This is a genomic window from Parabacteroides timonensis, from assembly GCF_900128505.1.
Lineage (GTDB): Bacteria > Bacteroidota > Bacteroidia > Bacteroidales > Tannerellaceae > Parabacteroides > Parabacteroides timonensis.
In genome coordinates this window covers 1,488,255-1,502,825 of sequence record NZ_LT669940.1, presented here as the reverse complement: position 1 = coordinate 1,502,825, position 14,571 = coordinate 1,488,255, and the positions used below count along the sequence as shown (strand labels likewise).

Here is a 14,571-nt window from a genome sequence, read left to right as displayed (position 1 = left end):
TGTCTGCCGCTAAAAAAATCATTAACTGACCTTAGCAGAACAACAAAATAATCAAAAGCTCTTCTTTTGACGTTTATTTAACGAATTCGGGATTTTGAAATATTATTTTACTAAATAAACACTACTATATCATTTTGGTTCTTATCTCCTTTTTATTTCTTATAAAGTGAGTTGTTTCAGAATTAGTTTTTACCTCCAACCGGATAAAAAATATGTCTATTTATTCTTTTTACCTTTAATTAGTTGCTGTATATATCCTGATATATAGTGGTTTATACTCAATGACCCTTATTCTATAAATAAGGGTCAAACGGAAACACACTAGTATGTCATCTATATAAATGGGACTGACGAACATTGTTATGCAAAAAACTAAATCATAAAGAAATGTCAACTAATTCAATGTCAGTAGTTTTACTTCCAATAAAGGGGGAAGTGACAAAAGCAGAAATCATCATTTCACTTTGTTTTTTCTTGTCTTTTATGTTCTCGTTATTTGTGCTTCCCCGCATAATTCTTATATCCAAACGGAAATCCTTGTATGATGATCCGAATGCACGTAAAAGTCATTCGGGAGCTATTTCACGTTTAGGCGGTTTGGTTTTTATCCCGTCTGTACTGATCGCTTTGTCGTTTTCAACGGCTTTTCGTTTTCTGATCGATTTTCCTTTTAATTCATCTTTGACAGGATATACGTTGCTGGAATTATTGTTTCTGGTAGCAGGCAGTCTGTTTTTATATTTTGTAGGAGTAAAAGACGATTTGGTGGGAGTCCGTTACCGTAAGAAATTTCTGGCGCAGTTTTTAGTCGCTTTTCTGTTCCCTTTGTCGGGGTTATATATAAACAATATGTATGGTCTGTTCGGTATATATGAAATTTCTCCATTGATAGGAGTTCCGTTTACGATAGTGATGGTTGTTTTTATAACGAATGCGATAAATCTGATCGATGGTATAGACGGCTTGGCTGCCGGAGGTGGTTTAATCTCTTTTTTGGCATTCGGTATATTATATATTCTTAAGCAGGAGTGGATATATTCTATGTTGGCATTTGCTTTTGTGGGATGTTTGCTCCCGTTTATGTATTATAATATCTGGGGATCAGCCAAACATGGAACAAAACTGTTCATGGGTGACACCGGTTCCTTGTCTATCGGATATTTATTATCGTTTTTTGCCATTAAATACGCAATGTATATACCGGAGCATGGAATGAATAAGTGCTGCCTGGTCATTCCGTTATCTCTTCTTTTTATTCCGGTTTTCGACGCTTTGCGTGTGATGATAGTCCGTTATTATCAACATCATCCGTTGTTTCTGGCCGACCGCAATCATATTCATCATAAATGTCTGGCAGCAGGATTAACCCATTTACAATCAACCTTATTGTTAATAAGTTATATGATAATCATGCTGTTTGTGAATCTTAAATTCACTCAAATGATGGACCTGAACATGGTATTGATTATCAATATCCTGCTGGCCATTCTGATGAATTATCTGTTGAACGTAAAAATAAAACAAAGGAAAAGTGCAGAAGCAAAAGCCTTTGATTTTAAAATAACAAAATAAAAATGCATGCGATTTTAGTTTTATATACGGAGTTGATGCCTTACAATGTTATTGTTTTAAAGGCTTTGGTGGAAAATGGTTGTAGAGTCCATGTTGTTCTATGGGATGAAAATAAAAAAACGTCCTATTATCCTCCAATAGAAAAAGGAATTACTTATTACAATCGTTCTACATTCTGGAATGCCGACCATCTCTATACATTTGTAAAAAAGATACATCCCGATTTGATCTGGACATCAGGTTGGGTAGATCCTATATATAATGAAGTCTGTGCTCGGGTACGTAATGATTATCATATTCCGGTGGTTGCCGGTAGCGATACACAATGGCGAGGAGGAAAACAATGGCTAAATGTTTTAACTGCTTCTTTTCGTCATCAGAAATGGTTCAGCCATCTGTTTGTTTCGGGTGCCCCACAGGTTGTGTATGCTTTAAAATTAGGTTTTCAACCCAAACAGATATTGATGCATAATTTATCTGCGGATGTGAATTTGTTTCATCAGGTGGATACAGAGATCCGCGAAAGAAAATATCCCCGGCGTTTATTATATATCGGTCGGTTTGCGAAAGAAAAAGGACTTATTTTTTTATTGAAAGCCTGGCAATCGATACCGGATCGTAAGGGATGGACATTAACCCTGATAGGTAATGGACCGGAATACGCGAAGCTGCAAGGCTATCCGGATGTAGAGATAAAGAGTTTTATGCCTCAGAAGGAATTGATGATAGAGCTCGAACAATCCGGTGCATTTATTTTACCATCGGTATTTGAACCTTGGGCTTTGGTGATCCATGAGGCTGCCTGTGCGGGATTGCCGATACTTGCTTCCGAACGTTGTGGAGCTGTAAGTTGTTTTGTAAAAAATGGAGAGAACGGATTTTTATTTAAACCGGGAAACAGGAAATCTATTGGTCAGGCAATAGGGAAATTTATCTCTCTGCAGGAGTCGGAATGGTTGGAAATGGGAAAAATTAGCAGGGAATTATCGAATCAAATAACTCCGACTATGGTTGCAAATACTCTTTTATCGATATTGGAATGAGGACGGATCGTTTGGATTTTATAGCGTATGCTTTGTTACCCTATGTCCTTCTGATAACTCTGACGAAGGTGATTCCTTTTTTACCATCCTTACCTAATGCCGTTTATTATAGTGGTTTTATCAGTATCTTCGTATGGCTTATGCTACGTGGAAGCCTGGCTATATCATATAAATACTTTCTTTTTTTATTGGCAGCTCTCATTTCGATTTGGGTCAACGATATTCCGGTTTTTTTTAATGTATGGTTTCGCTTCGTAGCCTTTCTATCTTTAATTCTGGCTGTGGGGCCTTTGGTGGTTAGTCCTTTTTTAACCGAATGGAGGCGTTTAGCTTTTACGTATACGCTAGTTCTGATCAGATGGATTGTATTGGCTTCATTTTTAGGCTGGCTGTTTCGTTTGGATTTTGTACATGGGTATAGTGGCTTTAAAGGAGTAACTAATCAGTCGATGTTGTTGGGGCCATTAAGCGGTATTTCTCTTATATATAGTTTATACCGGTATTATTTACAGTCTGGTCCGGGAAGCCGGTATAAGGAGATTGCGATGGTACTTCTGTCGGCTGTTGTCTTGTTATTGGCAGGTTCTCGTTCTGCATTAGCTAGTAGTATGCTGGGGGTCGCTTTTTTTTATACCCGGATTTATCGTCATCATCTAACAAGATTATGGAGGATTTTTTTTACTGTTCTGTGTCTGGCTGTTTTGACTTCTGCTATTTGGTGGCCTTATACGGAACGATTACGGGATAAGATGACATCCAGCAAAAAATCAGGAAGCCTGACAAGTTCGCGAGATAATTTATGGGATGACCGCATGAGAGAATTCAAGGCTTTTCCGGTTTTTGGCGTTGGGTTTGCAACAGTGAATATGGAGTATATAACAACTAAGAGTAAAGTAAATGAGGAAAGTGGTACGGTAGAACCGGGAAGCGGATGGCTTTTTTTGTTGTCTTCGATGGGAGTGGTTGGATTCTTGTCATTTTTTATTCCATATACGCATACTTTATATCTATTGTTCAGAAGAGAAACGATAGGACTAAACGGATATTTTCTGGGAGCATTATTGTTTTTGTTTTTTTTTCATCTCTATTTCGAAGGATATCTGATTTCGGCAGGTGGTTATCTCTGTTTTTTTCTATGGTTGTTGTTGTCTGAGTGTGACAGGATTACAAATAAAATAAGTTGATATGAAATCGTTGATACCTTTAGAAGTAAAGCGTTTGTATAAGTTGTTACCCCATACCTACCGGTTGCGTTTATGGGGAGTCTGTATATCTGTTTTTCTAATGGCCATATTGGATTTATTAGGTACCGGAGTTTTATTACCGGTCTTGTTACTGGTTCTGAATGAAAAAATGGTATTGGAAAATCGTTATATGTCTTTGCTTTACAATTGGATGGATCTTGGGAGTCCCCGGTCTTTTATATTTTTTATTTGTATGTTTGTTTTGTTATTTTCAATCGTTCGCGTATGCTTATCGACCTGGCTGCTATACAAACAAAATCAGCGATTGTTCTCCATCTCTTCTTACCTCTCTATCCGGTTGTATTGCTGTTATTATTCAAAAGGATATTTGTTTATCAAGCAGAATAACAGTCATAAATTGATTAATCAGGTAAATGGTATTGCCGCTAATTTGATTCAGGGTTATTTTGTCCCTTTTTCACAATTGGCATGCGAAATATTTGTTATGCTTTCTATCCTGATCGGATTGATTTCGTTTAATGCCTATGTTTTTCTATTGATAATATTGACTTTCGTTCCGATAACATTGACCTATTATCGTTGTTCCCGTACCCGAATAAAAGAATACGGTAAAAGACTTTACTTGCTGGCTCCTCAAAAAGGGAAGTTATTGCAACAAACATTTATAGGATTTACGGATATGGAAATGAGTAATACTTTTCCGCAGAGCCTGGAACGATTTACCGGTTTGTTAAAAGAGCAGAACAGTTTGTCTGTTCGTAATTTTTTGTTGAATAGTTCTTTGCAGAAAGTGTTGGAAATAGCCATTGTCAGTTCCGTTGTTGTTTTGATTGTGGCTACCCAATTGTTTGAACTTCCGGCGTTAGGTCTGATCGTAGGCGTATTTGCCATTGCTGTTTACAGGGTACTGCCCGGTATTGTTAAAAGTACAGGATACATATTCCAGATGAGAGGAAATTCGTTTGCATTCGATATATTGTCCGTTCTCGAATCGGAGCAGTTGGCGGTAGAAACAGTAGGACAGTATCCTGTGGAGTTCAAAGAATCGCTATCAATTCGTCATCTTTGTTTTTCTTATGACAAAGAAAAACAGATATTTAATAATTATTCTCTGGATATTCATAAAGGAGATTTCGTCGGTTTCCGGGGAGAATCCGGTTGTGGAAAATCTACCTTGTTTCATTTGATATTAGGCTTCCTGAAGCCGGATTCCGGGGGAATTTATATCGATGGAATTGAACTGTCGTCCGGGAAGCTGGCATCCTGGCGAAATAAAATCGGATATGTATCACAACAATTATTTATGATAGAAGGCACGTTGCTCGATAACATCGTTATGGGAATCGACAAATATCCGGATATGGAACGGATAAAACATGTGTTGCGTTTGGCTTCGCTGGATCGCTTTGTAGCAACGCTTCCAAAAGGTGTTTTTACTCTGGTGGGTGAAGGTGGCAGTCTGCTGTCCGGAGGTCAGCGTCAGCGTCTGGGGATAGCCCGTGCTTTATATAAAAAGGCTGAGATACTGATGTTTGACGAAGCGACCTCCTCTTTGGACGAAACGACCGAACATCTTATCAACGATTCGATTATCCGACTGTCGGAAGAATGTCCGGGACTTACGCTGCTGGTCATTTCCCATCGCCCGGAATCGTTGGCTGTATGTCGCAGGATTGTGGATATATGTAATATACAACAACATGAAAAATAAATACGAAAGATGGATCGTTTAAAGACGTATGTGATCAATTTGCCAAAAGACCTGGACCGGAGGGAAAGTATATTGAAAGAAACGGGGCAATTTCCCTGTCTGGATATTGAAATGATCGAGGCCGTTTATGGGAAAGAATTATCAGATAAAGAAAAAAATAATTTATTTGATTGTAAGAAATATACCCGATATTACGGACGTGCATTGTTGCCGGGTGAAATAGGTTGTGTATTGAGCCATCAAATGTGTTATAAACATTTACTGGAGACAGATCTTAACTATGCTCTCATCCTGGAAGATGATGCCCATTTTGTCGATAGCGAAATAACAGAACAATTTATGAAGTCTGTACATGATTTGATGAACAGTTCTATCCCTCGAATTTTACTATTACATGCATCTTTTGAATATACTGGTGAGAAAAAAATATTCTGTGAGAAGTATAGCGTATGCAATATATATAGTGCTCTGTTTGCTACTGGGTATTTGATTAATAAAAATGCGGCCCGTCTGTTGTTGCCAAAAGGATCTATTTATTGGGTAGCAGATGACTGGTTCCTTTTCCGAGGCTGGGGTGTCGATATTTATTCTTTATATCCATCTGTAGTCGTACAACAAAGGGATAAATTGAAATCTTCTATTATGGAAGAACAGCGTAAGAGTAAGAAAAGGATTTTTCCTCATTCCCGGATTGAATGTCGTTTGGCTTATAATAGAATAAATTATCTGATAAAAAAAAGAATCGGGATAATTAAAAGTATGCATCTCTGATAATCCGTGTTTAGTATGGGATGGCGGGTCAAGTCCGCCATGACAAAACGGAATTTTGACACGCCATCCTCAGAATGATTAGTTTAACAGTTTCATCAGATACCCGCTCAATGCACAAACGATCAACGCCCATCCCATCATGTTTTCGGGTGAGGGGGTGTTCTTCGGGAGATCGATAGTATCGCTCCGATAGCCGCCAGTGCCACTTCGGTGTTGCGGAGGATCAATGCCAGAATTGCCAGGATCGTCAGCCACAGGCTGATCAGGTTTATGTTTCCTTTTGCCCCGAAAAAACAAACGGGCAATCGTTGTCAGGAAGTTGAGAATTATTTCAAGATATTTCATAGGGATAATTGTTTAATGTGCCAATATTATTTGATATACTGACAGATTTTAATGAGCATCTGCCGGTAAGCTTCGCGGTTGTCGCCGTTCGCTTCGCTGATGTAACGGCTGTAAGCGATCTCTTTGGCATAAGCCTCGGGATAATAACTGACAGTTGCGGCAGTCGGATAGACAAAACGGATCAAGCGTGCAAAATCGAAGAAACTTTGTTCAACAGATTCATAGATACGAAATTGAAGGTGAGAAATACCACCGTCTTCCGCTTTGAGTGTTTTCGCCCCTTTCCAGTAGAGGGTGGGTTGCCCGTAACCGGTAAGGCCGAAATAATTGTTGTACACTGTGCAGAGAACACTTTCACCCCAGCCGCTTTCAACGGCAGCTTGTGCGAGGATCATCTGCGGATTCAGTTTGAAATGTTCCCCGGCAGCTTTTGCCGCCGGAAGGAACTTTTTAAAGAATGCTTGCTTGTTCATATCTATTCTATTACAGGACGATCATCTTCTCCGCTACCACCTTCGGTTTTTGCGTCGGGATCTTTGATCGGTTTCAATTCTTCGAACTTGGCATTTTTCTTGATATCGGCCAGCATAGTGCCCGAAACATATACGATGCGCGCATCGTTGAAGAGAGAGGTATCGAAATCCTTTTTTACCGGTACTCCTTTGCTTCCCGCCACCATGCGGAAATTGCCCAGGCGCCCCATACAGATGATATCGCCTTCTTCAAGGCGTTCCTGCATGACGGAAAGCAAATCTTCGATAACGAGCATGACATCACCGATAAACGCGGTGCTTCGCATGGCGATCATGCTGCAGAGTTTTTCGAAACTGACTTTTTTCAAAGCGCGAACCTGTGCATAATACAGTTCGGAACCTTCGGCAGCGTCTTTACGCATGTCGGGACGTTTTACTAGATGGAAATTCAGAGCCATAATTTTAATAATTGAAAGTTGATAATTGAAAATTATTTGTTGGTTATCGATAACATGTCAAAGATACGACAGGAGGGAAGGGGCGTTTCCGGTTAATTCCGGTTCTGTACGGTTATTGACGGATAAGTACCGATAAGTCCGGATATTGTTTTGTATTCATTGAAAAATAAGTGGTTAGAGCTTGTTTTATTGCAGGATATTTTGTAAATTTAATGCATAAATCAATCAAAAAGAATGCGTTATGAATAAGGAAACAGAACAGTCGGAAACACATGTGCCGATACGAAGCTATGGAGTTACTGAATTAGGATTGTTATATAATCCGACCTTGCAGCCCGATTCGGCAGCCAAAGCGATCAAACGCTGGATCGCCTTCAACGCCGGCCTGACAGCCGCCCTTGAGGAAGCCGGTTGGCGCAAAGGACAACGAAAGTTTACCCCGCTGCAGACTGCGCAGATATTTCGTTTTTTGGGAGAACCTTGAGAAGATTAGGAATCCGAAAGATTACAATCGAACGTAGAAAATATTGAACTAACTGTGCCTGTTCATCCATTAATATATGTATATTTGCGAATTGCGTAACACATAAAACACTTAATTATGAAAAAATTAGATCCAAAAATCATGGCAGAAAATGAAAAACAAGAGCTGCAAGATCGATATATTCGATTTGATTGGGCCATAAAGCGTTTATTGCGCCAGAAGGCTAACTTCGGTGTGCTCAACGGTTTCCTGACCGTTATGTTGCGGGAAGAGGTGAAGATCCTCGAAATTCTCGAAAGCGAAGGCAATCAGGAGAGTGCCGACGACAAGTTCAATCGTGTCGATATCAAGGCGTTGAACAGTAAAGGCGAAATTATCATCGTCGAGATCCAGAACACCCGCGAAGTGCATTATCTCGAACGTATCCTATACGGTGTAGCTAAAGCTATCACCGAGCATATCTCGCTGGGTGAAGGCTATCAGAATGTAAAGAAAGTCTACTCCATCAGTATCCTTTATTTTGATCTGGGTGTGGGAACAGACTATATCTATCACGGCCAGAACCATTTCATCGGCGTGCATACCGGCGACCGTTTGCGTATTAACACTCGCGATCGCGACGCCATCGTTACCCGCCTGCCGGCAGAGATCTTTCCTGAATACATTCTGGTTCGCGTGAACGAGTTCGACAAAGTGGCCACCACGCCGCTCGACGAATGGATCACGTACCTGAAGGACGGTACGATCCGTCCCGACACGACGGCGCCCGGCCTTCGTGAAGCGCGAGAGAAACTGAAATATTACTCCATGTCAACCCAGGAACGTCATGCCTACGATAAACATCTGGACACAATCATGATCCAGAACGACGTCCTCGACACTGCCAAATGGGAAGGCCGCATGGAAGGACTTGCCGAAGGGAAAGCTGAAGGTCTTGCTGAAGGGAAAGCTGAAGGTCTTGCTAAAGGGGAAGTCAGAAAGCTCGAAGCTCTACGCCAAGCGGCGACCAACATGAAACGTATGGGAATGGGAGCAGCCGATATAGCAAAATGTACAGGATTGCCGGCAGAAGAGATAGAGATGTTATAAAAAAAGGTGAGCTTCAAGTAGGAGCAATATTGGAGTCTTTTATGAGGCTCGCCTCATGCCGCAGGCTCTCTTTTGCTGTTTGCTTCAGCAAACGGATATCTAAATGCTCCGGCTTTGCCGGATTCCTCTGTGGGTTTTAACCCCTTTGACATATAATGGTAGTCCCTGCTTTAAAGGGGCTTAAGCCCACAGAGGAAGAGGCTTTGCCTCCTGTCTTTTATATCCGTCGGTTAAAACCGACGGCAAAATAAAGCCTGCGGCACAAGGCGTTGCCTTGTAAAGAAAGATAACTCAAAACTGATAAATAGTGAAACTGCCAAAACCTTTACCCAACAAAATAACAACTATAAATCAATCGATATAAGTTAAATCAATAAATTGCCGGAGGTTTATATGCTTTGCACTGCAATGAATAGCCAGCTTCGGTATTGGAGTTTATAATCCTGTAATACAAAAATGAATCTGTTTGCCAGTAAACAGATTATTTTAATTCAAATCAGATGAAATACGTAATGTTGATTCCGGCACGCGGCGGATCGAAGCGTTTCCCGGGTAAAAATTTGTACCCGTTATGCGGAAAGCCTTTGTTGGCTCACTCCATCCTCTATTCCCGGCGTGTTTTGCCGGATACTGAAATTTATGTGTCGACCGACAGTGAAGAGATAGCAGCGGTGGCCCGCGAGTATGGGGCAGGAGTGATAGAGCGTCCGGCTGAATTATCCGGAGATCTGTCTACTACCGATTCGGCTTTGCAGCATGCTGCCATCGAACTCCTTTCGGCAGGAAAGGAGTTCGATTATATGATTTTATTACAAGCCACCAATCCGCTTCGTCCGGACGGGATGATGAAGGAAGCGTTGCAGGTGATAGAGACCGGTAAATATGACAGCTTGTTTGCCGTTACTCCCCTGGTAAGGAAATTAGGTCGTTTGGTGGATGGGAAGTTTGTTCCCTGGAATTTTGTTTTCGGCCAGCGCAGCCAGGATATGGAACCCCTTTATTTTGAAGACGGTCTTTTATATATCAGCCATCGTGATTTGATACTGAACGGACGTATTCGCGGAGATTCCTTGTATTCGTTGATTGTCGACCACCCGTTCGGATCTTTGGATATCGATACGCAAGAAGATTTTGATCTGGTGGAATATTATATGTATAAATATCAATAGGAGAAGAAATGCAAACATGCTCATGTCCTTTATGTAGTCAAGGGAATTATAATCCTTCAGAGTTTCAGGTTGATTTGTCTGAACTAAAAAGAGAACGGCCAGTAGGAGTCAGTGGTTTGATGCGGGTGAGAAATGGGGGGCGTTGGTTAGCACTAAGTATTGATTCCTGTATCGAGGCTTTGGATGAATTAATTATTTGCTATCAGGAATCGATTGACGAAACTGCCACTATCATTGAACAAAAACAACAACAGTATCCGGATAAGATAAAAGTTTTTTTTTATGCTCCTAAAGTATATTTTGATTTTTTGTCAGAAGAAGAATTTTGGTATGCATATTCTTTACCGAAAGATTCAATTCATTTATTTAGTAATTATAGCAATTATGCATTATCAAAGACTACATATAAGTATGTCGTTAAGATGGATGCGGATCAGATTTACTTTACTGATCGTTTATCGAAGTTATGTGATGCGTACAGGGGTATTGGTGTCTATGAATACTCTTTAATAGAATGTATGGCTTATTATTTTATCCGTTTTTTTTATAGATTGCATAGCCACATTTATTGGGTAGTTAAAATAATAGATAAGTTTCCTGTAAACGGAAATATGATGGAATTTTATAGTTCTTATTTATATAGATTGGTGTATAAGACTAAATTATCGGTTTCTCTGTCCGGTATAAACTTGTATAGGGATGGTGAAGAATGGGGTATTCCTGTTTTTATAGAAGGAAGTACACATCCTTTAGTTTTTAATGGATGTGGAGACCTTTTTGTTTTTACAGTTTCTGATAAAAGTTTTTATACACCTGCTTATCAATCACCTAAGGAGTCTGATCAATCGGATACTATAAGATGGAATCCGGTTTATACAGTTTATCGTATAATTGAAACGTTTCATTGTAATTCTAAAATAGTGCATGGTGGATTTTATTGGTTTCATATGAAGTTTGCTGATATTCGTGAATTTGATAAGAAATCTATATCATTAGGCAAATGCTATGATGATTTTAGAAAGATGAAAATAAATGATTTATTTAAATCCGGATTAATAAAGAATGACAGATATTATTTTGGCCCTCATCTGTTTTTCTTTAAGTATGATAAGAGTATTTCTGATCCTGATAAAATTATTGGAAATTTATAAAAATGAAACTATTCAGAAAATATAAGGCAATCGCTTATTTGCCTACTCCGTATACATTATTGCAGTATTACCTGTTAGAACCTTACCGGATTGAGGATACTTTGTTTCTTTTTCATGGAGGATTCCCTTTGTCTGTTGTTCGTTGTGTACCGGGTGCAAAAATCTTAGATGACAAAAATCGAAAAAAATGTTATGGATCATTGTTACTTGTTTATTGGTATGCTTTACGTAATCGTAATATTCCGGTTTATTTAGGGGGATGGATTATTTTCTCTAATTCATTTTTGAGGTTCTTTAAACATATTTTTTATCTGGAAGACGGAACTGCTTCTTATGAATCTGTTTTGCTTCCTGAATTTCAAAATTTTAAAAGAGAAAAGATTTTACGGCGCAGATGGGTATGGGGGAATACATACCCCCAGTTGGGATTAGCCGATAATGTTGAATGTATTTATTTGACCGGTATTTTACCTATTCCGGATATCATTTTGAAAAAAGTAAAACTCATCGACTTACATGCCTTATGGCAACAAAAGAATCCTGATCAGAAAAAAGAAATAGTAAATGTGTTTTTACCTCAGGGGATCGATTTAAAATTATTTGATGGTTGTGATACCCTTTTATTGACTCAACCGTTCAGTGAATATTCGGAAAATAATTTTTCAGAATCAGATAAAATAGAAGTCTATCGTCGGTTGCTGTCAGGTTATGATGAATCGAATGCATTGATAAAAGTTCATCCGGCAGAAACAACAGATTATGCTGCTTATTTCCCTTCTGCAAAAATCCTGACAGTTCCCTGCCCGATGGAGTTGCTTGTGTTGTTGGATATACCTTTGCACAGAGTCATAACCGTTAATTCGACAGCAGTATATAGCCTGGGAGATCAGATAGAAAAAATAATTACCGGTTACGATGTCACTCCTGCATTGATAAAAGAAGCCAAACGACGTGATATCTACAACGGTATTTCAAATAAGCTTACAACGAATAAAAAAAAATAATATAATGATATATACATGTTTGAATGGACGATTAGGAAATTGTTTATTTGAGATTGCTGCGGGAGTCTCTTTGGCTAAGAAGTTAGGAGTCTCTTATAAGGCTTTGATATGCGATTATCATCATTTATCAGATTTACAAATCTTCCGAAAATCGATTTTATCCAAAATCGATTTTCAAGATGTTTATCCGGAAAATGTTACAGAATATAATGAAACCGGCTCTTCGTATGAAATGTTACCATTGCAAGATAATCTTCTATTGAATGGATATTTTCAATCGGAAAAATATTTTGACAAGGATCTTGTGTATGATTTATTCAAGATAGATGAAATTACTGAAAAATATATACGTGATAACTATGGTTTTATATTTCAAAGAAAAACTGTAGCTATAAATGTTCGTCGAGGAGATTATTTGAAATTGGAATATAGGCATCCTGTATGTAGGATGTCCTATTTTAATAAGGCAATAAGTTATTTTGATAAGACGATGTGTTTTTTGGTTATAAGTGATGACATAGAGTGGTGTAAAACGCATTTTAAAGGGGATAACTTTTATTTTGTTGAAAATGAGCCTCCCTTAATCGACCTGTATTTGCAGTCAATGTGTACGCATAATATTATTAGTAATTCAACTTTTTCATGGTGGGGAGCCTGGTTGAATCCTAATCCGGATAAAAAAGTGTTATATCCGGATCCTTGGTTTGGGTTTTGTCTTAAAAATAAGAAGAGATTTAATACTAGCGATTTATGTCCGAAGAATTGGATCCCTGTTCCTTTCGGAGAATTTGATTATTATTTCTATGGTGGACGTTGTTATATATATGGTGGATGCCGTTATATAAATAATAGATATAGTTATACAAGAGATCGCTTAAAAAGGATTATCTCTTCATTGAAAAAATCAATAATAAGAAAATAATAATAACCAATCATGCAAAAAAGATTTTTAAAAGGAATAGCCGGCCTCGGTTTGCTGGCTGTCCTACCGGCTTGCCACACACAGAAGCAAGCACCCTCTGCCGACCTCTATGCAATTGCGGCGGGTACCGTATCAACCGTATCGGAGCAGGAAATTCAGCAGCCTGTGTCATCGTTCACCCGAAGCATGCAGATTCCTCAGCTGCAGGTAGACGCCCAGTCGGTCTATAGCCGGATGATCAACTACATTACACCGGACGAAGAACTGGCACCGAAAGTATCGGTGGAGAAGCTGACCGCCTATATCGATTTTCCTGCCAACGGCATTCAGGTCAATCCGAAATATGGGAACAACCGTGCCGAACTGGCAAAATTCGAAGAACACCTGAAAGCCCTGTTGCAATCAGCCGGTGGAAGAGTAAAGAATATCCGGATCATGGGATATGCCTCTCCCGACGGCAACACGAAAGAAAATGAGCGTCTGGCGGGTAACCGTGCCATCCAGTTTAAAAACTATCTGCAGAAGCAGTTCAAGATGCCATCCGGTTATCCGGTATCAGTCGATTGGGTAGGAGAAGACTGGGAAGGCCTGCAACGCCTTATTGCCGGATCGGATAAAAAATATAGCAGTCGTGTACTTTCTATCTTTCAGCTGACCGATGATCCGGACAGCCGCCGTAAACAAATCAAAGCGATAGATAACGGAGCAGTTTACAAAGACATCGAGAAGAGCTTTTTCAGCCGTTTGCGACGAATGGAATTAGCTGTTGAAACAGAGTCGGAAACAGTATCCGTTAATGATCCTCTATTAATCGAAAAAGTATATAGCCAACCGGACAAAGTCTCTCTTTCCGATTTCTTTCGCGTAGCCGCTTTATACCGTCCCGGCACGGAACAATATCGTGAAATATATGAAATAGCAGCCTATACTTATCCTACTTGTAAAATAGCCCAATTGAATGCGGCAGCAGCTGCCTTGTCGCAGGGAGATAAAGAATCGGCCCGTTACTTTTTTAATCAGGTGGAAGGAGATCAGCGGGCCTATAATAATTTAGGTGTTTTGGCTTTGATGGATGGAGACAAAGAAACAGCCATTGCTTACTTTCGCAAGTATATGCCACTGAATCCACGTCTGGCACGTGAGAATATGTCTGTTTTAGAGAAGTAAAGGTTAC

General features: G+C 39.4%; 15 protein-coding genes. 12 read left to right on the top strand and 3 right to left on the bottom strand.

The window, feature by feature from the left end:
* The first annotated feature begins 387 nt into the window (after positions 1-387).
* The 5 genes from BQ7394_RS06565 to BQ7394_RS06545 are packed head-to-tail and all read left to right on the top strand — an operon-like array spanning position 388 to position 6,302.
* Positions 388-1,572 (top strand): MraY family glycosyltransferase, encoded by a 1,185-nt coding sequence (locus tag BQ7394_RS06565; protein ID WP_075556635.1) that lies wholly within the window; start codon positions 388-390, stop codon positions 1,570-1,572.
* 2 nt (positions 1,573-1,574) lie between these two features.
* Entirely contained in the window at positions 1,575-2,615 is a 1,041-nt protein-coding gene (locus BQ7394_RS06560) for a glycosyltransferase family 4 protein (RefSeq protein WP_075556634.1), read from the top strand.
* The gene (locus BQ7394_RS06555) at positions 2,612-3,799 is read left to right on the top strand and encodes an O-antigen ligase family protein (RefSeq protein ID WP_075556633.1); all 1,188 of its coding nucleotides are present in this window, start codon (positions 2,612-2,614) and stop codon (positions 3,797-3,799) included. Before BQ7394_RS06560 ends, BQ7394_RS06555 begins: the two co-directional genes overlap by 4 nt.
* A gap of 1 nt (position 3,800) precedes the next feature.
* Complete coding sequence (locus tag BQ7394_RS06550; RefSeq protein ID WP_075556632.1) at positions 3,801-5,531, top strand: ATP-binding cassette domain-containing protein; 1,731 nt, start codon at positions 3,801-3,803, stop codon at positions 5,529-5,531.
* A 9-nt stretch (positions 5,532-5,540) separates the two neighbouring features.
* Entirely contained in the window at positions 5,541-6,302 is a 762-nt protein-coding gene (locus tag BQ7394_RS06545; protein WP_075556631.1) for a glycosyltransferase family 25 protein, read from the top strand.
* Between the two features lie 78 nt (positions 6,303-6,380).
* Here BQ7394_RS06545 and BQ7394_RS06540 read toward each other — a convergent pair whose 3' ends face one another.
* Genes BQ7394_RS06540 through BQ7394_RS06530 form a run of 3 tightly spaced genes read right to left on the bottom strand, consistent with a single transcriptional unit; the run spans position 6,381 to position 7,578 of the window.
* Entirely contained in the window at positions 6,381-6,647 is a 267-nt protein-coding gene (locus BQ7394_RS06540) for a hypothetical protein (protein WP_075556630.1), read from the bottom strand.
* Positions 6,648-6,673: 26 nt separating this feature from the next.
* Complete coding sequence (locus BQ7394_RS06535) at positions 6,674-7,120, bottom strand: glucosaminidase domain-containing protein (protein WP_075556629.1); 447 nt, start codon at positions 7,118-7,120, stop codon at positions 6,674-6,676.
* Positions 7,121-7,122: 2 nt separating this feature from the next.
* Complete coding sequence (locus BQ7394_RS06530; protein ID WP_075556628.1) at positions 7,123-7,578, bottom strand: HU family DNA-binding protein; 456 nt, start codon at positions 7,576-7,578, stop codon at positions 7,123-7,125.
* A gap of 241 nt (positions 7,579-7,819) precedes the next feature.
* Between BQ7394_RS06530 and BQ7394_RS06525 the strand changes: the two genes are divergently transcribed.
* The 7 genes from BQ7394_RS06525 (at position 7,820) to BQ7394_RS06495 (ending at position 14,564) form a co-directional block, all read left to right on the top strand.
* Positions 7,820-8,062, top strand: a complete 243-nt coding sequence (locus tag BQ7394_RS06525; RefSeq protein ID WP_075556627.1) for a DUF4248 domain-containing protein — start codon at positions 7,820-7,822, stop codon at positions 8,060-8,062.
* Positions 8,063-8,179: 117 nt separating this feature from the next.
* The gene (locus tag BQ7394_RS06520; RefSeq protein ID WP_075556626.1) at positions 8,180-9,151 is read left to right on the top strand and encodes an Rpn family recombination-promoting nuclease/putative transposase; all 972 of its coding nucleotides are present in this window, start codon (positions 8,180-8,182) and stop codon (positions 9,149-9,151) included.
* Between the two features lie 500 nt (positions 9,152-9,651).
* Positions 9,652-10,320, top strand: a complete 669-nt coding sequence (locus tag BQ7394_RS06515; protein ID WP_075556625.1) for an acylneuraminate cytidylyltransferase family protein — start codon at positions 9,652-9,654, stop codon at positions 10,318-10,320.
* An 8-nt stretch (positions 10,321-10,328) separates the two neighbouring features.
* Entirely contained in the window at positions 10,329-11,471 is a 1,143-nt protein-coding gene (locus tag BQ7394_RS06510) for a glycosyltransferase family protein (protein ID WP_139317681.1), read from the top strand.
* A 59-nt stretch (positions 11,472-11,530) separates the two neighbouring features.
* Positions 11,531-12,475 carry a glycosyltransferase family 52 gene (locus BQ7394_RS06505; RefSeq protein ID WP_161951781.1) on the top strand — a complete coding sequence of 315 codons (945 nt, stop codon included), beginning with the start codon at positions 11,531-11,533 and terminating at the stop codon, positions 12,473-12,475.
* A 4-nt stretch (positions 12,476-12,479) separates the two neighbouring features.
* Complete coding sequence (locus tag BQ7394_RS06500; protein ID WP_075556622.1) at positions 12,480-13,397, top strand: alpha-1,2-fucosyltransferase; 918 nt, start codon at positions 12,480-12,482, stop codon at positions 13,395-13,397.
* 12 nt (positions 13,398-13,409) lie between these two features.
* A complete protein-coding gene (locus BQ7394_RS06495; RefSeq protein WP_075556621.1) occupies positions 13,410-14,564 on the top strand; it encodes an OmpA family protein in 1,155 nt (384 codons plus the stop codon).
* Positions 14,565-14,571 lie beyond the last annotated feature (7 nt).